The 19,686-nt window shown below is 60.5% G+C and carries 16 protein-coding genes; 8 read left to right on the top strand and 8 right to left on the bottom strand.

The window, feature by feature from the left end; translation table 11 throughout:
• Positions 1-68 precede the first annotated feature (68 nt).
• The 4 genes from MU551_RS22570 (at position 69) to MU551_RS22555 (ending at position 4,543) form a co-directional block, all read left to right on the top strand.
• Positions 69-1,235, top strand: coding sequence for a mandelate racemase/muconate lactonizing enzyme family protein (locus MU551_RS22570; protein WP_247048809.1), 1,167 nt, complete (start codon positions 69-71; stop codon positions 1,233-1,235).
• Between the two features lie 93 nt (positions 1,236-1,328).
• On the top strand, positions 1,329-2,705 hold the full coding sequence (locus MU551_RS22565) for a cation:dicarboxylate symporter family transporter (protein ID WP_247048808.1): 1,377 nt from the start codon (positions 1,329-1,331) through the stop codon (positions 2,703-2,705).
• Positions 2,706-2,825: 120 nt separating this feature from the next.
• Entirely contained in the window at positions 2,826-3,773 is a 948-nt protein-coding gene (locus MU551_RS22560; RefSeq protein WP_247048807.1) for a phosphoglycerate dehydrogenase, read from the top strand.
• A gap of 554 nt (positions 3,774-4,327) precedes the next feature.
• The gene (locus MU551_RS22555; protein WP_247048806.1) at positions 4,328-4,543 is read left to right on the top strand and encodes a hypothetical protein; all 216 of its coding nucleotides are present in this window, start codon (positions 4,328-4,330) and stop codon (positions 4,541-4,543) included.
• 1,146 nt (positions 4,544-5,689) lie between these two features.
• Here MU551_RS22555 and MU551_RS22550 read toward each other — a convergent pair.
• The 4 genes from MU551_RS22550 to MU551_RS22535 form a co-directional block, all read right to left on the bottom strand.
• Positions 5,690-5,992 (bottom strand): hypothetical protein, encoded by a 303-nt coding sequence (locus MU551_RS22550; protein WP_247048805.1) that lies wholly within the window; start codon positions 5,990-5,992, stop codon positions 5,690-5,692.
• A 153-nt stretch (positions 5,993-6,145) separates the two neighbouring features.
• Positions 6,146-7,240 carry a Gfo/Idh/MocA family protein gene (locus MU551_RS22545; RefSeq protein WP_247048804.1) on the bottom strand — a complete coding sequence of 365 codons (1,095 nt, stop codon included), beginning with the start codon at positions 7,238-7,240 and terminating at the stop codon, positions 6,146-6,148.
• Positions 7,237-7,977: a sugar phosphate isomerase/epimerase family protein gene (locus MU551_RS22540; RefSeq protein ID WP_247048803.1), complete on the bottom strand. Its 741-nt coding sequence runs from the start codon at positions 7,975-7,977 to the stop codon at positions 7,237-7,239. The genes MU551_RS22545 and MU551_RS22540 overlap by 4 nt, the downstream gene beginning before the upstream one ends.
• A 326-nt stretch (positions 7,978-8,303) precedes the next feature.
• On the bottom strand, positions 8,304-9,332 hold the full coding sequence (locus tag MU551_RS22535; RefSeq protein ID WP_247048802.1) for a Gfo/Idh/MocA family protein: 1,029 nt from the start codon (positions 9,330-9,332) through the stop codon (positions 8,304-8,306).
• A 683-nt stretch (positions 9,333-10,015) separates the two neighbouring features.
• On the opposite strand from MU551_RS22535, the gene MU551_RS22530 reads away from it, so the two are divergent.
• The 4 genes from MU551_RS22530 (at position 10,016) to MU551_RS22515 (ending at position 15,189) form a co-directional block, all read left to right on the top strand.
• Positions 10,016-12,175 (top strand): amylo-alpha-1,6-glucosidase, encoded by a 2,160-nt coding sequence (locus MU551_RS22530; RefSeq protein WP_247048801.1) that lies wholly within the window; start codon positions 10,016-10,018, stop codon positions 12,173-12,175.
• Between the two features lie 302 nt (positions 12,176-12,477).
• The gene (locus MU551_RS22525) at positions 12,478-13,257 is read left to right on the top strand and encodes an electron transfer flavoprotein subunit beta/FixA family protein (RefSeq protein ID WP_247048800.1); all 780 of its coding nucleotides are present in this window, start codon (positions 12,478-12,480) and stop codon (positions 13,255-13,257) included.
• A 12-nt stretch (positions 13,258-13,269) separates the two neighbouring features.
• Positions 13,270-14,244 (top strand): electron transfer flavoprotein subunit alpha/FixB family protein, encoded by a 975-nt coding sequence (locus MU551_RS22520; RefSeq protein ID WP_247048799.1) that lies wholly within the window; start codon positions 13,270-13,272, stop codon positions 14,242-14,244.
• Between the two features lie 3 nt (positions 14,245-14,247).
• A complete protein-coding gene (locus MU551_RS22515) occupies positions 14,248-15,189 on the top strand; it encodes a cytochrome b/b6 domain-containing protein (protein WP_247048798.1) in 942 nt (313 codons plus the stop codon).
• A 166-nt stretch (positions 15,190-15,355) separates the two neighbouring features.
• Here MU551_RS22515 and MU551_RS22510 read toward each other — a convergent pair whose 3' ends face one another.
• From MU551_RS22510 to MU551_RS22495, 4 genes are all read right to left on the bottom strand, one after another.
• On the bottom strand, positions 15,356-16,189 hold the full coding sequence (locus MU551_RS22510) for an HpcH/HpaI aldolase/citrate lyase family protein (RefSeq protein WP_247048797.1): 834 nt from the start codon (positions 16,187-16,189) through the stop codon (positions 15,356-15,358).
• A gap of 1 nt (position 16,190) precedes the next feature.
• A complete protein-coding gene (locus tag MU551_RS22505; protein WP_247048796.1) occupies positions 16,191-16,724 on the bottom strand; it encodes a MaoC family dehydratase in 534 nt (177 codons plus the stop codon).
• A gap of 18 nt (positions 16,725-16,742) precedes the next feature.
• Positions 16,743-17,906 carry an acyl-CoA dehydrogenase family protein gene (locus MU551_RS22500; RefSeq protein ID WP_247048795.1) on the bottom strand — a complete coding sequence of 388 codons (1,164 nt, stop codon included), beginning with the start codon at positions 17,904-17,906 and terminating at the stop codon, positions 16,743-16,745.
• Positions 17,899-19,686, bottom strand: a 1,788-nt coding sequence (locus MU551_RS22495; protein ID WP_247048794.1) for an ATP-binding protein, incomplete at its 5' end; no start/stop codon positions are given. The genes MU551_RS22495 and MU551_RS22500, both read right to left, overlap by 8 nt.

Here is a 19,686-nt window from a genome sequence, read left to right as displayed (position 1 = left end):
GGTCGCCTCGGGTTAACTTTGATCCGAGCCTTATAAGAAATAAGATCCCACTCAGGAGAGATTCAAAGATGAAAATTGTTTCCGCCCACGTCGGCACCATCCCCATCAGTTCCTCGATCCGCAATGCCTTCATTGACTTCACCAAGATGGACTGCACGATCATCGCGCTCGTCAGCGATGTGTTCGTCAACGGCAAGCCTCTGGTTGGCTATGGCTTCAACTCCAATGGCCGCTACAACGCCACCGGCATCCTGAAAGACCGCATCCTTCCGCGCATCATGGATGCCCCCTCCGAGGACCTTCTCGACGAGGACGGCCAGCTTTCGCCGGAGAAGGCGTGGGACCTGATGATGTCCAACGAAAAGCCCGGCGGACACGGCGAACGCTCGGTCGCCGTCGGCGTCGCCGACATGGCTCTGCACGACCTTGCCGCGAAGATCGCCGGTGTCCCGCTGTACCGATGGATCTCGGATCACTACGGTGACGGCAACCCGGACCAGGACGTCTTCGTCTACGCCGCTGGCGGTTACTACGCCCCCGGCAAGACCCTCGAAGACCTGCAGAACGAAATGCGCGGCTTCCTGGCCAAAGGCTACGACGTGGTCAAGATGAAGATCGGCGGCGCGGACCTCACCGAAGACCTCCGCCGCATCGAGGCCGTGATAGAGGTCCTCGACGGCGACGGTTCCCGCCTGATGGTGGACGTCAACGGCAAGTTCGACCTTGAGACGGCGCTGGAATACGGCAAAGCCATCGACCAGTACGGGCTGTTCTGGTACGAGGAAGTCGGCGACCCGCTGGACTACGCCCTCAACGCCACCCTCTCCGAGCACTACAGGAACCCGATTGCAACCGGAGAGAACCTGTTCTCCCTCCAGGACGCCCGCAACCTGATCCGCTACGGCGGCATGCGCCCGGACCGCGACTTCATCCAGGTCGACCCTGCCCTGAGCTATGGCCTGACGGAATACCGCCGGATCCAGGACATGCTCGCCCAGCACGGCTGGTCTTCCCGCCGCTGCATCCCCCACGGTGGACACCAGTTCTCCCTGCACATCGCAGCAGCCCTCAAGCTCGGCGGCAACGAGTCCTACCCGGGCGAGTTCCAGCCCACCGGCGGCTTCACCGACGACGCCGTCATTGTCAACAGCCGCGTAGCCCCGGGCGATCTGCCCGGCATCGGACTCGAAGGCAAGGCCGAGTTCTACAACGTCCTGCGCGAACTGCACAACTAACCACTCGGGTAGTGCCCCGGTCCCGGGCAGCATCACTGCTCGGGACCGCACCTCCCAAATTTTCTCCGTCTGCCGTGCAAAGGAGCACCCAAGATGTCGACCCACACCATGCAGAACCCGCACCACTCCGCCCACCCGCCCAAACAGCGATCCCGGTTGGGCCGGCTGCTGCGCGAACTCTGGTTCCAAGTCGTCCTAGGCGCAGTCCTGGGCATCGCCGTCGGCTTCCTCCTTCCCGAAGTCGGCAAACAGCTCACCCCGCTCAGCGACTGGTTCATCGCCCTGGTGAAGATGATCGTCATTCCGGTGGTGTTCTGCGTTGTTTCCCTTGGCATCGCATCCATGGACAGCCTGCGCAAGGCCGGCCGCATTGGTGTGAAGGCACTGGGCTACTTCCTCGCCCTGTCGCTGCTGTCGATGCTCATCGGCCTGGTTGTCGCCAACGTATTCCGTCCCGGCGACGGCATGAATATCGATCCGTCACAGCTGGACTCCAGCAAGGTTCCCGCCAAGGCCAGCGAAGGCTTCGACGGCATCGAGTTCGTCAACAACATCATCCCGGAGTCCCTGTTCGGCGCCTTGACAGGCCACACAATCATTGCCGCGCTGATGGTCTCCATCATCTTCGGTGCCGCAATGAATGTCTCCGGTGAAGCCGGTGCGTTCCTGACCAAGGGCATCCAGGCCCTGTCCACGGTCATCTTCAAGATCGTCAACTGGGTCATGCGCCTTGCCCCCATCGGCACATTCGGTGCACTGGCGGCCGTAGTGGCTAACTACGGGACCCAAAGCCTGCAGCAACTCGGCTACCTCGTCCTGCTGTTCACCGGAACCTGCATCCTCTACGTCCTTGTGGTCCTGGGCATCATCGCCCGTACCTGCGGACTGAACATCTTCACGGTCATGCGGTACTTCAAGGCAGAACTGCTGATCGCCCTGAGCACCTGCTCCAGCGAAGCGGTCCTTCCGCAGCTGATCAAGAAGCTCGAAGCAATGGGCGTCGGCAAATCCACAGTAGGCATCGTCATCCCGTCCGGGTTCTCTTTCAACCTCGACGGCTCCGCCGTCTACCTGACCATGGCCTCGGTGTTCCTGGCCCAGGCCGTAGGCATGGACCTGTCCTGGGAACAGCAGCTGGTCATGGTAGGCGTCATGATGCTCACCAGCAAGGGCACCGCTGGAATCGCCGGCGGCGCGTTTATCGTCCTGGCCAGCACCTTGAGCTCCGTCGGCGGCATCCCGCTCGCCGCTCTCGCCCTCATCGTCGGCATCGACCGGCTCCTGAACGAAGGCCGGGTGTTCATCAACGTCCTTGGCAACGTGATGGCAGCCGTCGTGGTCGGTAAGTGGGAAAAGGACTACGACCCCGAACAGGCCCGCAAAGCCCTGCACGCCGCAGGCCAGAGGAAGAACGAAATCCAAACCAGCGCGCCGGAACCCGTGGAAGCCGAGAAAGTCGACGCCCACTAACACCGGAAACGACCGTCAGGGCCGCTGCGCACACCGCGGCGGCCCTGACCGGCGTGGACCAGAGCTCCACGATCCGCGCAGCAACCACCCGCCCAGCACCAACGAGGAACCCATCCGGCTATGGCCCCACGCATCCTGATAACTACCGACTACCTCCACTCGGGAGATACCGTGGACCAGCTCCTGCGGGACCATGGCCTGGAACCGGTCTATTCACCCTCGCGGGGGCCACGCAGCCCGGAGGAACGCCGCTCGCTATTCAACAGCATTTCCGGGGCGATCCTCGCCAGCGAACCCGTCACCGCCGACATGCTCACCGGCGCTGCCTCCCTCAAAGTCATCGCACGCAGCGGGGTGGGGTACGACTCCATCGACGTCCAGGCGGCCGCCGCACAGGGGATCAGGGTCTGCAACGCACCAGGAACGAACCACCACTCGGTCGCTGAGCTGACTATCGGACTGATAATCATGGCCGCACGCCGCCTCGCCGAGGTCACCACCGCCGTCCGCCAAGGCGCCTGGCCGCGCGAGGCAGGCCATGAACTCCGCGGATCCACCCTTGGCATCATTGGCTACGGACCCAGCGGACGCGCCACCGCACTACTGGGCACCGCCCTTGGCATGAACGTCCTGGTGAGCACCGCCCACCCCGCCCCTGACACCAGCGCCATTCGATTCACGGATCTGGACACCGTCATCCGTGAGGCCGACTACCTCTCCCTGCACACCCGTGGAGGCCAATCCAGCGGCAAACTGATCGATGCGGGCCGGCTGCAAATGATGAAACCCACAGGAGTGCTCATCAACACAGCCCGCGGCTCAGTCGTGGACGAAGAAGCCCTCGCCAAAGCACTGTATGACGGCGCCATCGCCGGCGCCGCCCTGGACGTGCTCGAGACCGAACCCCTGCCAGGCGACAGCCCCCTCCGGGGCCTGGACAATGTGCTCATCACCTCCCACCTTGCCGGGCAGACGACCGAAGCCCGGAACCGGGCCGGCTTGGTCGCCGCGCGGGCTGTCATCGACGTCCTCGAAAACCGCGAACCGGCACACCCGGTTGATCGCTAACCCGAACACCAAGCAGAAACAACGAAGGAACCCTGATGTCGACACCCCACCGCATCGCAGTCATCCCCGGCGACGGAATCGGCACTGAAGTCGTGCCCGAAGGGTTGCGCGTTCTGGAGCTATGAAGGCCGCCTCATCGGATCTGCGCATTCTACGCGAAAATTGCGACGGCGGAGGCTGTGTCATGCGAGCAGGCCACCGGGGGCCTGGTCGAGGCCCCTAATGCTATGTGCCACATCACATTCACGAGTTTTCGTCATGCGGCCCCGGCCCCGCGTATCCGTGAACAGCCAAAGCATCATCGCTGTTTGTCATTCTGATACTCGATCATCGCTGGCCGGGCCCTCGCCGCAACCAGGGCGCTAAGCGCCGACCGCGCCACAAAATTTCGTTCGGCGCTCCTCCGTCGCTTATCTCCTTACGAAATTTCCCGGCTTCGGTCGGTTCCCCAAGTTGCACTCCGGCCCCTGATCCCAGCAGTGAGCTCCATTATCAGAGCGACGCCTACATCCAATGACCGGGATCACCGGCAAGGCGACCAAGGAAACGGAATCATGGAAACGCTCACCATCAAATCCCCCGCAGACCTGCTCAGCTTCATCGGACACACCCTCGGCTTCTGGCCCCAGGGAAGTACCGAACGCACCTCCTCCCGGTCGACCTCGCGCCCGGACGCCCATGACAAGGAAGGCCCCTCGGACGAAGCAGGACCCCACGTCAGAACTTTGCTCGGCTGTAGTCATGTCGCTCGGCCCATGCGCCGTCAATGAATTCGTGTAGGGCAAGCCGAGAGGAGCAAGCCAACCGTGCCAAGCACTAAAAGCATATTTAAGTGTGGACAATGTCCACACCATCTTTGGCCCTACAAACGGTCTAACCGACCCCGCGCACCTAGGCGAATCGACGCAGCCAGTCAGGAAGAAACTTTAGAAAAAGTTGGCCCAAGTCATGTCATCAAGACAGATACGGACCATGAACAGGTAAGCGGGCCAACCAGGCCGCCACAACCAAGAAAGGAACGCATAGCAGGAGCACAGAAACAGCAGGCGGAAGGCCCACCAGCCAGGACGCTGAACCCGCCACCCACACACCTGAATAGGCCACCGCGGGGGCCAGGCCAGAGCCCGCGCACTAGCGTCAGAGGGACGCCACCACAAGCTTTGTACACACGTTAAAGCAAAAATCCCCTCCGACGAGGGGATCTGCTGTGCCCGAGGTGGGACTCGAACCGCATTCCAACCCCTGCAAACACTCGGAACTCCCGAAAACATACCGAATCCGGCCCAGTCCGACCGATATACGACCCGATCCGAAGCCAAAAGTGTGGACATTGTCCACACTTCTTTTTTGCCAAGTTTTTTACCAGTTGCTACATGCATTTCGGTTGCCGCACCCCTCCGCGGGCGAGGCAGTTTCGTGCCTGCCCTATGCACTTTCAGTTGGGCATCACCTGGCGCACAGACCTGCGCTAGATCGTTGCCGAGATCAGTCGCTGTCGGTGCCAGATGGAGGTGGCGCGGCATGAGCGAGGACTCGCAGGGCACGATGGCGGTGGTTTCACCTCTCACACGCATTCATGTCCGGAAGCCTGGCGAAAGGCATGACCCGAGTCCAGCCCGCAGGTAAATCAATGAGGAGATCCTTCATCGCTGCTGCTTGTCGTTCTGATGATCCATCATCGCTGGACGAGCCCTCTGCGCAACCAGGGCGCTCCCGCGCCGGCCCCGATCAAAAACTTCGCACGGCGCTCCTCCGTCGCTTATTTCCTCACGAACTTTTTGATCGCGCCCGGTCCCCCAAGTTGCACTCCGGCCCCTCACGCCCAGCGGCTGGTCCCCTATCAGAACGACGCCCAAATCCAACCACCGCCGACGGTTCCAAGCGAGGTCGAAGAGTACACCTCGACATATGCTCCCTTAGCGGCGTTGGAAATTGGCGGGAGCGGCCTTCGCACGATGAGCTCCGCTGCGGCAATCAAGGCTTGCATCCTGCACGATGCTGGTGCTCGTCCAGTAGGACGAAGTGATCCCCTCCCAGACCTGGTCGCCGTCGAGATCCAGGCCGAGTTTCCTGACGTGTTGATGTACGAGAAGACGTCCGCTGTGCGAAAGGTTAGCGTGCACGGCCGCCGCAGCTTCCCCATCAGCTCGGCTGACGGCTTCTACGATGGGATAATGCTCGTGCGCAATGTCGACCAAAATGCGGTCAACTCCAGCCATTGATGCACCAAGGATCCGAGTGGACGTCTGGAGCCGATACGCATGGGACACTGATGGGCGCCACCGTGTCGAGTGACCCGCATCAATACGGACCTGCACCTTGCATGCTCCACGTCTCGGACTCTTTGCGAAGCAGTGACGCGTGCGGTCAAGTCAGATGGTTGCTGCCGTGGGATCCCAGTCTTCGGAAAGGGGAACTGGGGCTGCATTCGCTGAAGACAGCTGGATCCATCGACGTTCACGGCCGGCTTCCTGGATTGCCAAGAGTACATCGAGGACGTGTAAGGCAAGGGTGCCCGAGGCCCGCTCTTCTTGGCCGCTGCGGATCGACCTTGCAAGGTCGACGACTCCGACCCCGCGCCCCCATATTGAGCCTTTTGCCGGCACTCCCTTAGGTTCTCCGATCATCGGAAAGAGGGTTAAGTCCCCCTCTGTAAAGTTTGGGTTGGGTACGACGAGTGTGCCGTCGGTGCCGCTTACTTCGAAGAGGTTGCGTCTGATTCCGCATTCAAAACTGGTGATTAGCGTAGCGGTAGCTCCCGAGGCGAATTCGAGCAGAGCCATGTCCTGGCTGGGTACCTTGACTTCGAATTCGGTGCCGGCGTTTGGGCCCACCAGTATCTGGCGGGTCTTGCGCGCGGTGGAGGGAACAGAGGCCACGCGCTGGACCGGCCCCATCATCTGGATGAAGGCAGTCACATAGTACGGTCCCATATCCAGAGTGGGGCCAGCACCGTCATCGTAGAGGAAGGCTGGGTTGGGATGGACGCGCTCGGGGCCCGGCGACTGGACAATTCCCATCGCGGACGTTGGCCGACCGATTAGTCCGTTTAGGATTTCCCGTTGAGCGGTTTGCAAGGCCGCTCCGAGGAAAGTGTCAGGCGCGCAGGCGCTGCGGAGTCCGCGGTTCCTGGCCTCCTGCAGCAGTGTGGCGGCGTCCTCCCGGCTGAGAGTTATGGGCTTCTCACTCCAGACGTGCTTGCCGCTGGCCAGAATCTGCATGGACACTTCGAAGTGGACGGCGGGAATTGTCAGGTTGATGACGATTTCGATGTCATCTGAACTCAGGAGATCTTCCACCGATTGCGCGCGCATTCCGTACGATTGCGCCTTCTCCGCGGCCCGGTCCAGGTCCAGATCGGCGATCGCTTTCAGTTCAAGGTCTGGAAACTGTCTCATGTTGTCCAGATACATGCCACTGATCATTCCGGCGCCAATGATTCCTACGCCCGCCCGTTCGGTGCTCAACGGTCCACCTCTGACAGGAACTTGAAGCTCTCTTCTACGGCCGTGAACATGTCACCGGAAAAGTCGTCGAGTTCTGCAATGCGGGCCGCGTTAGGAGCTGCGGCAAGAATGGCTGCCAAGGGCATCTGTCCCTTGCCCAGAGCAGTTTGCGACTTCAGATTCGTTGAGCAGAGGCCATCCTTGACATGGAGAAACTTGACCCGGTCACCGAGTCTGCTCAGGAGTGCCGGCGCCGAAACGCCGCCGACTTCTGCCCAGAAGGTGTCTACCTCGAGGACGACGTCTTCGGACAGTGCATTCGCAAAAATCTCGAGTCCCGTGGTGCCATGAATGTCTACTGCGAACTCTTCGTGATGGTTGTGGTATCCGACAGTGACGCCGGATGGCCGCGCTAGATCGGCCACAGCGCTGAGTTCAGCCGCTGCGTCTTCAATGTCTGCTCGATTCGTCCACCGGGAGACTGCGATACGAGGCTCGATGAGCGTTCTGACACCCAAGCCAACCGCGGCTTGGATGGCAGCCCGGGGATCGCCTTCGATCAGGCTGGCATGGGCACTGAGTGCCCTCAGCCCAGTCTCCTCCAACGCTGATTTGTATGCGTCAAAGTATTCCTCAATCCTGTACAGCTCGACGGCTTCGTAGCCAATCTCTGCAACCCTCTTCAGGGTGCCGCCGAGATCTTCCTGGAGACTGCCTCGCAGCGTATAAAGCTGCACAGCGTGGACGGGACGGGCCATAGTTTCCTCTTTATCTTCCGTTCGGGAGAAGTGTCTCCGCACGAAAACTTGCACTTGTTCGCCAGTCGCAACACCCAACTCACATGCGAGTTTGTCTTTATGGGGGTTTCGGCAAGAGGGTGAGGTTCATTCGTCTTGTTTCCGGTCTGAGCGCGGCTCGCTGCCACCACCCCAGATGGGTCGATTCGAGACCGAAACGCGGACCCTTCTGGTCAAGATGCCGGGACGCACCGAGCATGAGGTGTGCCGTGCCGATCCAAGTCTGGCCGGTCTGTTGCGAACCGCTTCTTCCCTCGATAGATGCCTGATTCTCTCGTCCAATGTTTCTAGCCCGAGTTCGATGGCGCTGTGTCTGCTTCGTAACGGAGACCAATTTGCCTTCTAATACTGTCCATGGCCAGCATCACGGCGACGGTTTCATCTGGAGGGAGGATGGTGGCCGCTGCTGATCCGCCGGCCAAGATCAAACGTTCCAGTTCGGCAGCCTGGAACTGCATTCCGCGGCCTTTGACCGGTCTATAGAAGCGCTCCAAGACGCCTTTGTCCGTGGCAAATACTGTGAACGTCGTGGCGTTGTACCAAGTGGACTCGATATCAATCCATCCAGTAGTGCCAATTACTGTGGCGCTGTTAGTTCCAGTGGAATCCAGGGAGCAGTCAATTATGGCCTGCTGTCCCTTCGAGTACTCGAAGATGGCCGCGGTCTGGCGGTCTACGCCTGCTGGCGTTAGAGAAGAACTGGCTCGGATAACTTCAGGAGGCCCGAATATGTCGAAGGCGAACGAGACGGGGTAGATGCCGAGGTCAAGCAGGGCTCCGCCGCCCAGAGCATGGTCGTTCAGCCTGTGGGACGGATCTTGGGACGCGTTTTGGTTGTGGCTGGCGATAATCTTCCGGACTTCGCCGATGGTGCCTTCTTGGAGGATCTCTCGGAGTCGGATCATGTGGGGGAGGAAGCGGCTCCACATGGCTTCCAGTGCCACAAGGCCCGTGGCTTTGGCCAGGTCGACGACTTCACGTGCTTCGCGGGCATTGACAGTGAAGGGCTTCTCGACCAAAACGTGTTTTCCGGCATTCAATGCGAGAAGGGCATGGGCATGGTGGAACGTGTGCGGCGTCGCCACGTAGATGACGTCAACTTCTGGGTCTGCCACCAGCGCTTCATAGCTGTCGTGGGCCGTGGGAATGTTGAATTTTGCGCTGAAAGCCAGGCTTGCTTCCGGCGTTCGGGATCCAACGGCCTGCACAGTGAAACCGTTCGCGATCAGGTCTTTGGTCTGGATGCCGGCGATAAGGCCAGTGCCCAGGATTCCCCAACGGAAGTGACCATTCGAGGTGCCTCTGTTCTGAATCATGGCTAGTCCTTAGTGGTTAAGACGCGTTGAAGGTGGTCTCGTGACCCCGAGAAGCCGACCATGCGATTCAGCGGTGCGCCATGGAACATGGATGTCACTCAAAGATGCCGATTGTACATCTCATACCAATTGGTAATTTGTTCTTATATTGCCGCAGATCTGGCTCACAGGCAAGGCCCAGAGATGACTCCCGCAGCGACGGCCTTCCCCGGGTTGCCAAAATTCAATGGCAGCGTTGGGGACCCTGGGGCCGAGTGAAACGAAGCGGAACCGGGTTTCATCTAGTTCGACCTCGCCGGGCGGTCACGAAGACCAGAAAACCTTCAGAGGACTCACACCTCCAAGCAAATGCCCATGCTGGGTACAACGACAACCGCACTCCCCCACTGAGGGAACGCGGTTATTGTTGTGGCGGGACCGCGGACAGGCCATCAGCGTCCACGCAGTAAGCTTGTTGCCGTCGAGCAACGCGTGTGTTGAAATTTGGGGACATAAGAAGTACCCACCGATTTCGCGGCAGCGGCCGGCGGTATCTCCGCCCGATTAAGCGGCACTGGCGCCCCATAGCGAGCAAGAGTAGCGTCCATAACAGAAATGGCGCCTCTGAAACTACTCCATTTTGCAGGCAGCAGTGTTTCCCGGGCGCCGGGGCGCACTGGAGTCAGTCTCATAAAGGGGACGGGATGGCTGGATGGAATGCTGATACCGCTGCTGGTCCCCTTGGGGCTGGAACGGTCACGTTAGTGGAAGGATCATCCTTCTGCATTTCCGGCCCAAACGGGGATATCCGCCCTGAACATCCGCACGGCGTCTTTTTTCAGGACACTCGTATCCTGTCCCTTTGGATCGTGACCATCAATGGCCAGCCCATTGAGCCACTGGCCGCGGAGACGAAGGAACCGTATCGCGCCCTGTTTGCCGGCCGGGTGCCTCGTTCGGACGGCCACACCGACAGTCCGCTGATCGTCGAGCGCCTGCGCGAAGTGGGCGCAGGCATTCAAGAGCAGGTCACTCTCCGCAATTTCTCGAACGAGCCTGCCGAATGTGCGGTCTCCCTGACGGTCGAAGCGGACTTCGCTGATCTTTTCGAAGTCAAAGAGGCACGAATTCAGGGGCGTTGGGACGAAACGCGTCACGTAGACGGGGACACGCTGACCATCAGGGCTGCCTGGCAGGACGTTCGGAAGTGCGTCCTCATCCAGGCACCGGGAGCCGACGTCACACCAGAGGGCTTAAGCTATCGAGTCACGGTTGCTCCGCATGGCCAGTGGACGTCGGTCCTCACTGCGGTGCCGAGCACGGAGGCGACAAGTCCGCATCCGCCGTCGTTCATTCATCTTGATGCAGAAGGCATGTCCGCCAGTGACCGCCGCCGACAGGGATGGGTGGCGAAAATTCCCGTGGTCCGCATGGGAAACCGCTCCATCGAACGGACGCTGCGCCGGAGCTATGACGACCTGGGTGCCCTTCGAATCGAAGATCCTAACCATCCGGACCGTGTGGTGGTGGCCGCAGGGGCGCCTTGGTTCATGACCCTGTTCGGCCGGGACTCCCTGCTGGCATCGCACATGGCCGCGCCAGTGGATCCTTCCCTGGCCCTGGGTACGCTTCAGACGCTGGCGGACCGCCAAGGCATGGTGGTGGACGCCGTGAGCGAGGAGGAACCGGGCAAGATCCTGCATGAAGTAAGGCTCGATGTCTCCAGTGGACTCTCCCTGGGCGGCAAGTCCGTCTACTACGGAAGCGTCGACGCCACGCCCCTTTTCGTTTGCGTCTTGGGCACAGTAAGCCGGTGGGGTTTCGCCAAGGAAACCATCGCCGCACTGCTCCCGCACGCGGACCGGGCAATGGACTGGATCCGTGACTACGGGGACAAGGACGGCGACGGGTTCGTTGAGTACAACCGCCTGAACCCCCGGGGGCTCATCAATCAGGGCTGGAAAGACTCCTGGGACGGCATCAACTTCGCCGACGGCGCACTGGCCGAGCCGCCAATCGCGCTCTGCGAAGTGCAGGCCTACGTTTACCAGGCTCATATGTCCCGGGCATGGATGGCGTATGACGACGGCGATATGGCCTTGGGAGACGAACTCGCCGACCGCGGGGCAAAGTTCAAGAAACGGTTCAACGAGCAGTTCTGGATGCCTGACCGCGGATACTACGCCATCGCCCTGGATGGGAAGAAGCGGCAGGTCGACGCGTGCGCCTCCAACATGGGCCACTGTCTATGGGTCGGTCTCGTGGACGAGGACAAGGCACCCCTGGTGGCCAAACGGCTGATGTCCCCCGATATGTTCAGCGGCTGGGGTGTGCGCACTCTCGCCAGCAACATGGGCGCCTATAACCCGGCCAGCTACCACAATGGCTCGGTCTGGCCCCATGACAACGCAATCATTGCCCAAGGACTCATGCGCTACGGCTTTGTGGCCGAGGCGCAACGGATCTCTACCGCCCTGCTGGAGGCAGCGGAATTCTCCGATGGTCGGTTGCCGGAATTGTTCTGTGGTTTCGGCCGTGAGCAGTTCAAGGCACCGGTCCCCTACCCGACGGCATGCTCACCGCAAGCCTGGGCGGCCACAGCGCCGATACTGCTCTTAACGAGCCTGATGCAGTATGACGCGCACGTATCCCTCGGAGGCGTCTGGATGGATCCCGCGCTGCCCAAGTCGTACGGGGACCTGCACATCCGCAATGCACCCATGGCAGGCGGCAGAATCACCATCGATGTGAGCAAAAATAAACCGTCAATCCGAGGACTGCCCGAAGGAATAGTCTTTCACCGGGGACACCGACCCTCAATGACGGAGCTCGTGGAACAAGTGGGCCGCATTGCTAGGGCCTAATCCGGTGCCCGGTCGGTGCCAACCCTGTCGGCAGCACAGCCCCAAGGGCCGCCGAGAGACTGGATTTCAGTCATCCTGACCATGCCCTACAAGAACGCGCACTCGTATCCGGCCAGTTGGCGCCGATCTAACACGATGCACAACCTTGGCAGTATCAAACCCTGAATTTCGCGCACGGTGACTGGCCGCATTCGCCTCTGTTGCCCGCAGGAAAGCGGGTTACTAGCGTGGCGGGCAACCCATGGCCAGCTGCTTCACTACGTGTTTGTTGTGACAGGCCCAGTTCCACAAGGAGTTGTTCAATGAAGATCATCGTTCTGATTAAGCAGGTGCCAGACACGTCCGAGGACAGGCACCTTGATTCTGCAACAGGCCTTCTCGACAGAAGCTCAACCGAAGGCGTGATCGACGAAGTCAACGAGCGAGGCCTGGAAGTGGCTCTTCAGTACAAGGATTCCCACAAAGGAACTGAGGTGGTGGCCTTGTCCATGGGGCCACAGGGCACCAGTCAAGCCCTTCGAAAAGCTTTGTCCATGGGAGCTGACGCCGCCATTCATTTGCTGGACGTTAATCTTTCGGGCGGGGACGCCGCCTGGACATCGAAAGCGCTTTCGGCCGCTCTAAAAACAACTGCCTTTGACCTCGTCGTGGCCGGAAACGAGTCGACCGATGGGCGCGGTGGAGCGGTTCCGGCCATGGTGGCTGAACGCCTTTCATTGCCCCTTCTCGGTTCGATCAGCGCGGTGGACATTCACAGCACCTCCGTCACAGGTCAGCGTGAGGTTGAATCAGGCACGCTCAGTGTCCGCGCTTCCTTGCCCGCGGTTATCACGGTGACTGAGCGTTCACCTGAGGCGCGCTTTCCAAATTTCAAAGGCATGTTGACGGCGAAGCGAAAACCCGTGAAGACCTTGTCCCTGGCGGACCTGAGCCTGGATCCCTCGGAACGTTCAGCCGCAGCACGCTCAGTGGTCGTTTCCGTTGCAGCACGCCCGGCCCGTCAAGCAGGAAAGAAGATCTTCGACAGTGGTACCGCCGGTGTTGAGCTTGCTGAATTCCTTGCCGCCGGCCGGCTGCTCTAAAGGAGGACAAAAATGTCAAACATACTAGTGCTCGTTGAACTTTCGACCGCAGGGAACATCTCCCGAAGTGCCGGCGAATTGCTGTCCTTGGCTTCCACACTGGGCACCCCTGTTGCGGTTCTGGCCACACCCCATGTGGCGCCCGGGATAGTCACGGAGCTGGGCTCACTCGGAGCGCAGCACGTTTTCCTTGGCCAAACCGAAACGGAACCGATGCTGCTCCTGACACCCCAGGTTGAAGCTCTCTGGCAGGCTGTTCAAAAGTTCCGGCCCTCCGCTGTGCTGGCCTCCAGCACAATTGATGGTCGCGAAGCAGCCGCGCGGCTGGTCGCACGTACCGAAGGCGTCCTCCTTGCCAACGCTGTCGCAGTTAGATTCGATGGTGAACGCATCGTGGCAACAAACTCAGTCTTCGGCGGCTCGTATTCCGTGGAATCTACGGCTGAAGGGGGGTTGCCCATCATCACAGTGCAGTCAGGTGTTCTGGAGGGCAGGGCACCTGAAGTAGCTGCTCACGTTACTGTGCATCATTTGACCCTCAATCCGGAAGGATCCGGCGTAGTCGAAGGATCCACAGCTGTCGTCGCCTCGTCCCGTCCCGATCTGCGCACGGCTGGCAAGGTTGTGTCCGGCGGTCGGGGCATGGGTTCCAAAGAAAACTTCGCCCTGGTTGAAGAACTCGCCGACGTACTCGACGCGGCAGTGGGCGCCTCTCGTGCCGCCGTTGACGCCGGCTACGTTGCTCAAAGCTCCCAAGTTGGGCAGACCGGGGTCAGCGTAACCCCGGAACTTTACATCGCTCTGGGAATCTCCGGGGCAATACAACATAGGGCAGGCATGCAGACGGCAAAAACAATCGTGGCCATCAACTCCGACGAGGACGCACCAATTTTCGATGTGGCTGACTTTGGAATCGTTGGGGACGTTTTCGCCGTGGTACCGCAGCTGATATCGGCCATCCGGTCACGGTCACAAGGAAGCAGCTAGGCCATGCCAACCTCAGTGAAGAATCGGCAAACGCCGAAGACAAAATGGACAAAATGGACACGACTGGCATTAACCGCGGCAGCGGCCCTGCTGCTGCTGCTTGCCGCCGTCTTGGCAGCGAAATGGTTCATGGCCCTTGACGGCACCACTTCATTCCTTCAAGAATTCCAAGGGCACACAAAGCGCCCAGAAGGAACGCCCGCTGGCTTTCCCGCCTGGCTCGGTTGGCAGCACTTTCTCAACACGTTCTTTCTGGTACTGATCATTAGGACGGGGTGGCAGATACGGACCGATACTCGGCCGAACGGGCATTGGACCCGGAACAACAGAGGCTTTGTTCGGACCAAGAGGGCGCCAACTAAAATCAGTCTCGACCTGTGGCTTCACCTGACCCTCGATGTACTTTGGATTCTGAACGGCATCATTTTCGTCATCCTGTTATTTATGACAGGGCATTGGCAGCGAATCGTTCCCACAAGTTGGGATATCGTTCCTAACGCACTGTCAGCGGGGCTGCAGTACCTTGCCCTGGATTGGCCGACGGAGGACGGCTGGGTTAACTACAACGCGCTGCAGTTGCTCGCCTATTTCGTCACCGTCTTCATGGCGGCACCCTTGGCTTTTCTCACCGGGCTGCGAATGTCCCCACTGTGGCCAAAACAACTCAGCAAGCTCAATCGGATGTACCCCATAGAGGTCGCCCGGGCTCTCCACTTTCCGGTGATGATTTACTTCGTAGGGTTCGTCGTCGTTCATGTGGCCCTGGTACTCGCCACAGGCGCTTTGCGCAACCTCAACCACATGTACGCATCAAGCAACGAGGAGAACTGGACCGGATTCTGGATCTTCGGCGCTTCGCTGATCGTCATGGTCGCCGCCTGGTTCCTGACCAAACCCCTGTTTCTGCGCCCCGTGGCCTCACTGACTGGCTCAGTCACCCGCTAGCTGTCCGTCCAGTGACAACCCCGACAGCGGCGGAGCCGTCGGGGTTGTCGTCTTTCCTCCCGCGGAACAATGCAGGGCGCTCCGCTTCCCCGTAACTGGGACAAGCGAAGCGCCCCCGTGGTTCGTCCGCAAAAGGCAGGGCCCTCGTCACTCGACGAGGGCCTGCCTACTTTATGAGATTTGCCCGGATGAGTGTTGCCTGGGCGTGCTTCAGGATCGGCCCGTCAACCATCTTTCCGCTGTAGCTGAAGACGCCATTGCCTGCGTCCGCTGCTGCCCTGAGCAGCTTCGATGCAGCCAGGACTTCCTCTGGCGTGGGTGCGTAGGCCTCACGGACGATGTTCACCTGGCTTGGATGAATACATGCCTTTGACGCGAACCCGGAGGCCACAGCGTCAGCAGCCTCGAAGGCCAATCCATCGAGATCCGAGATGTCGACAAAGACGGAATCGACGACATGTTTGCCGGCCGCAACACCAGCCAGAAGCACGGCTGACCGTGCATGCATTGCGACAGCACGATAACGGCCCTCTTCCGTCCTGCTTGACGTTCCGCCCAGGGATGCCACCAGGTCTTCGGCTCCCCACATCAGGGCCATGACATTAGGCTCGGCCGCAATCTGGGATACGTTGACGATCCCGGCAGCGGTCTCGCAAAGGGCAATGACTGCGTAGCCCTGTAGGGTTCGCAACTGCCAAGCCTGCTCAGCCTTAGCCAGCATGACGGTTCGGTACGGCGTCTGCGCCAGGCACTCGAGGTCCCTGGCGAGTTCCTCCGTTCCGGCTGGATTTATCCGGACAATCGTTCGGCGTGGGTCGAGCGCGGAGTCGGGCGCCTGGGTCAGGATAGCCAGGCGGGCGAGTTCTTTATTTTCGGGCGACACAGCGTCCTCCAGGTCCAGGATCACGGTGTCTGCCCGTTCCGCTGCTTTCTGGTAGCGTTCGGGCCGGTCAGCCGGGCAAAACAGGAGAGCGGGCCCCTGTACCAGATTCGCGGTCATGTTACCCGCCCTGCTGCAAGATGTGTGCTTTTCTGGTCCACATCAGGCTGCTCCTCGTCACGACGGCGACCACGTTCCCGTACTGGTTACGGCCCACGTGTTTCATCGTCACGATTCCTTGGCCGGGGCGGGACGCAGATGGCCGCTTCTGGCTGATAACCGTCTCCGTGTAGAGGGTGTCTCCGTGGTACAGCGGGTGAGGGAAAGTGATGTCTGTCAGTCCGAGTTGGGCGACTATGGTGCCTTGCGTCAGCTGGGGCACGGACTGACCTACGACAGTGGCCAGGGTAAACATTGAATTAATCAGTCGCTGGCCAAAGGGCTGCCCTGCACTCCATGCTGAATCCAGATGAAGCGCCTGCGTGTTCATAGTCATGGTGGTGAACAGTACGTTGTCTGTTTCCGTTACTGTCCTCCCGGGCCGGTGCGCGTAAACGACGCCTTCTTCGAGTTCATCGAAATACAGCCCACGCTGTTCAACGATGCGGTTGCTGGGGCAACGGACAGTGGTGGGGTTTGCGGTCTCTTCATCCATGAGTGCGGTCACTCTGAGCTACAAGCCGAGTTCGCGGGCGATGAGCATCAGCTGAACCTCGGTGGTGCCCTCCCCGACTTCAAGGATCTTGGAGTCGCGGTAGTGGCGTGCCACGGTGAATTCGTTGATGAAGCCATAGCCGCCGAACACCTGGGTGGCATCCCGCGCATTGTCCATGGCTGCCTCGCCTGCGACCATCTTAGCTATGGCGGCTTCGGTCTTGAACGGCTTCCCCGCCAGCATCCTCGCGGCCGCATCGTAGTAGGCCAACCGTGCAGTGTGGGCGCGGGCCTGCATGCGGGCGATCTTGAAGGCGATGGCCTGGTACTTGCCGATGTGATGGCCAAAAGCACTGCGTTCCTTGGCGTATTTAACCGAGAGGTCCACACAGCCTTGGGCCGCTCCGGTGGCCAGGGCGGCGATGGCGATCCGGCCTTCGTCGAGAATGGACAGGAAGTTCGCGTAGCCCCTGCCCTGTTCTCCGAGCAGGTTTTCTTCCGGAACGTGGACGTCTTTGAGCGTCAGGGGGTGGGTGTCGGAGGCGTTCCAGCCCACCTTGTTGTACGCTTTCTCGGCCTTGAATCCGGGCGTGCTGGTGGGCACCAGGATGGTGGAGATTTCCTTCTTGATGCTCCCGTCCTTGCGCTCGTGCCTGCCTGTGACGGCGGTGACCGTGACCAGCCGGGTGATGTCCGTGCCCGAGTTGGTGATGAATTCCTTGTTCCCGTTGATGATCCATTCGCCGCCTTCCAGCCTGGCGGTGGTCTTGGTGCCGCCGGCATCCGAGCCCGCCTCAGGCTCCGTCAGTCCGAATCCAGCGAGCGCCTTACCGGAGGCCAGCGCAGGGAGCCATTCCTTCTTCTGGGCATCGGTGCCGAAGCGGTAGATAGGCATGGCGCCCAGGGAGACGCCGGCCTCCAGGGTGATCGCCACAGACTGATCCACCCGGGCCAACTGCTCCAGTGCCAGCGCCAGCGCAAAGTAATCGCCGCCCATGCCACCGAACTCCTCCGGGAACGGCAAACCAAAGAGGCCCATGTCGGCCATCTGCGACACCACTTTATACGGAAAACTGTGCTCCTCATCGTGCCTGGCTGACACCGGGGCCACGACCTCATCCGCGAACTCTCTGACTGTCTTGCTGAGTTCCTGGTACTCCTCGCTGAGCTCAAAATCAGGCATGGTGTTGCTCCGTTTCACTATTGGGGTCTGTTCTTTTTGTCTGGTTCGCTGGCAGATTGGATGGTTGGTCCTCGACCGGGACGGGATCGAGGGGATGAATTGTCGCCACCACTTCGTCGGCTTTGACGAGGTCACCGCTTCGGCTTGTGACGTGGACGGTGCCGGCCAGCGGTGCGAGGAGTTGGTGCTCCATTTTCATGGCTTCCACTGCCAGCAGCAGCTGCCCTTCGGTGACGATGGCCCCGTTACTGACGGCTACCGAAACCACTGTTCCGGGCATGGGCGCGCGGACCTGCGGATCGGCTCTGCCTTCGTCCCTCTCAATGGCGGCAAGCACATATGCCAGCCGCAATTCACGGCTGAGGATCTCCAAACGGCACCCCCACCCGCCGTTACCAAGGAACATCTCGCCAGGACGCACAATGGTTGCTTCCAAAGGGCGGGCCCTGCCCAATGAAGTACTTTGGGGCTCGCCGGGACAGGATCCGGGAATCATCGAGTAGATGGAGTCGTCACCATCCAGGGTGAGGCGAAACCTGGAATCCGCGAGTGCCGTCAAGGAGGCTGTTCGTTCCGGGCCTCCATTGACACACACCTGAACCGGACCAGACGGCCAGGTACCGGTTATCTGTACGGATGCCAATTCGCCGGATGGTGTCTTCATGGTCAGCCGCCATGGCGCGCGTCTGCCCAGCCTCCAGCCGTCAGTGTTGCCCCACGCACTGTTCCTGTCCCGTCCCGATCCGGATTGTGCCTTGGTGAATGACCAGATGTATACGGCAGCAGCTGCCAATTCAGCTTCGTCGACGTGCCTGAAGGTGAAGCCTGGAATCTTCCGTTCGATAAGACCCGTGTCGAGGCGCCCTGCGCAGACGTCGTCGTCATTGATCAGCAGTCGCAGGTATTCGACGTTGGTCTCTACGCCCAGCAAGGCGTAATCCGTTAAGGCCTTGTTCAAGGTATGAATCGCCGCTTTGCGGTCCACGCCCCAGGCGATGACCTTTGACACCATGGGATCGTAGTTGGAGGAAATTTCAAGTCCGTTAAGGAGCGCAGAGTCCACCCGGACGCAGCTGCCTGCTGCCCCAGTCGGTTTTTCGTCCAGCAGCAGGACGGTGCCGGTGGAGGGCAGGAAGTTCCGTTCGGGGATTTCGGCGTAGACGCGGGCTTCGATGGCGTGACCGGTGAGTTCGACGTCGGCCTGGGCGACGGTGAGCACCTCACCGGCGGCGATCCGGACCTGCCATTCCACCAGGTCCACGCCGGTGACCATCTCCGTCACGGGATGTTCGACCTGGAGGCGGGTGTTCATTTCCATAAAGAAGAACTCGTCCGGGGCCTCGGCGGAAACCAGGAACTCTATCGTCCCGGCGCCGCTGTAGTTCACGCTCCGGGCTGCCTGGCACGCAGCTTCACCGATCCGTTCCCGCACCGCCGCGCCGTCGGGGAGTGATTCCAGCAGCGGGGACGGCGCCTCCTCGATGACCTTCTGGTGCCGGCGTTGCAGCGAACACTCACGCTCCCCCAGATGAATCACGTTGCCATGGTTGTCCGCCAGGACCTGGACCTCGATGTGCCGCGGCGTCCGGATCAGCCGCTCCAGGAACAGCGTGTCGTCCCCGAAAGCACTCGCCGCCACTCGCCGCGCGGTGGCCAGGGTGGCTGCCAGCTCCTCCGGCCGCTCTACAACATGCATGCCTTTCCCACCGCCGCCCGCGGACGGCTTGATCAGCAGCGGAAAACCAACGCCGTCCGCGGCCGACATCAGCTCGGTGTCCGT

The organism is Arthrobacter rhizosphaerae (assembly GCF_023062595.1).
Classification (GTDB): domain Bacteria; phylum Actinomycetota; class Actinomycetes; order Actinomycetales; family Micrococcaceae; genus Arthrobacter; species Arthrobacter rhizosphaerae.
This window is presented reverse-complemented; position numbering and strand designations above follow the sequence as displayed.

Coding starts and splice junctions, on each gene's coding strand:
- MU551_RS22570 (WP_247048809.1), top strand. CDS start 69: ATGAAAATTGTTTCCGCCCACGTCGGCACCATCCCCATCAGTTCCTCG.
- MU551_RS22565 (WP_247048808.1), top strand. CDS start 1,329: ATGTCGACCCACACCATGCAGAACCCGCACCACTCCGCCCACCCGCCC.
- MU551_RS22560 (WP_247048807.1), top strand. CDS start 2,826: ATGGCCCCACGCATCCTGATAACTACCGACTACCTCCACTCGGGAGAT.
- MU551_RS22555 (WP_247048806.1), top strand. CDS start 4,328: ATGGAAACGCTCACCATCAAATCCCCCGCAGACCTGCTCAGCTTCATC.
- MU551_RS22550 (WP_247048805.1), bottom strand. CDS start 5,992: ATGGCTGGAGTTGACCGCATTTTGGTCGACATTGCGCACGAGCATTAT.
- MU551_RS22540 (WP_247048803.1), bottom strand. CDS start 7,977: ATGGCCCGTCCCGTCCACGCTGTGCAGCTTTATACGCTGCGAGGCAGT.
- MU551_RS22535 (WP_247048802.1), bottom strand. CDS start 9,332: ATGATTCAGAACAGAGGCACCTCGAATGGTCACTTCCGTTGGGGAATC.
- MU551_RS22530 (WP_247048801.1), top strand. CDS start 10,016: ATGGCTGGATGGAATGCTGATACCGCTGCTGGTCCCCTTGGGGCTGGA.
- MU551_RS22525 (WP_247048800.1), top strand. CDS start 12,478: ATGAAGATCATCGTTCTGATTAAGCAGGTGCCAGACACGTCCGAGGAC.
- MU551_RS22520 (WP_247048799.1), top strand. CDS start 13,270: ATGTCAAACATACTAGTGCTCGTTGAACTTTCGACCGCAGGGAACATC.
- MU551_RS22515 (WP_247048798.1), top strand. CDS start 14,248: ATGCCAACCTCAGTGAAGAATCGGCAAACGCCGAAGACAAAATGGACA.
- MU551_RS22510 (WP_247048797.1), bottom strand. CDS start 16,189: ATGACCGCGAATCTGGTACAGGGGCCCGCTCTCCTGTTTTGCCCGGCT.
- MU551_RS22505 (WP_247048796.1), bottom strand. CDS start 16,724: ATGGATGAAGAGACCGCAAACCCCACCACTGTCCGTTGCCCCAGCAAC.
- MU551_RS22500 (WP_247048795.1), bottom strand. CDS start 17,906: ATGCCTGATTTTGAGCTCAGCGAGGAGTACCAGGAACTCAGCAAGACA.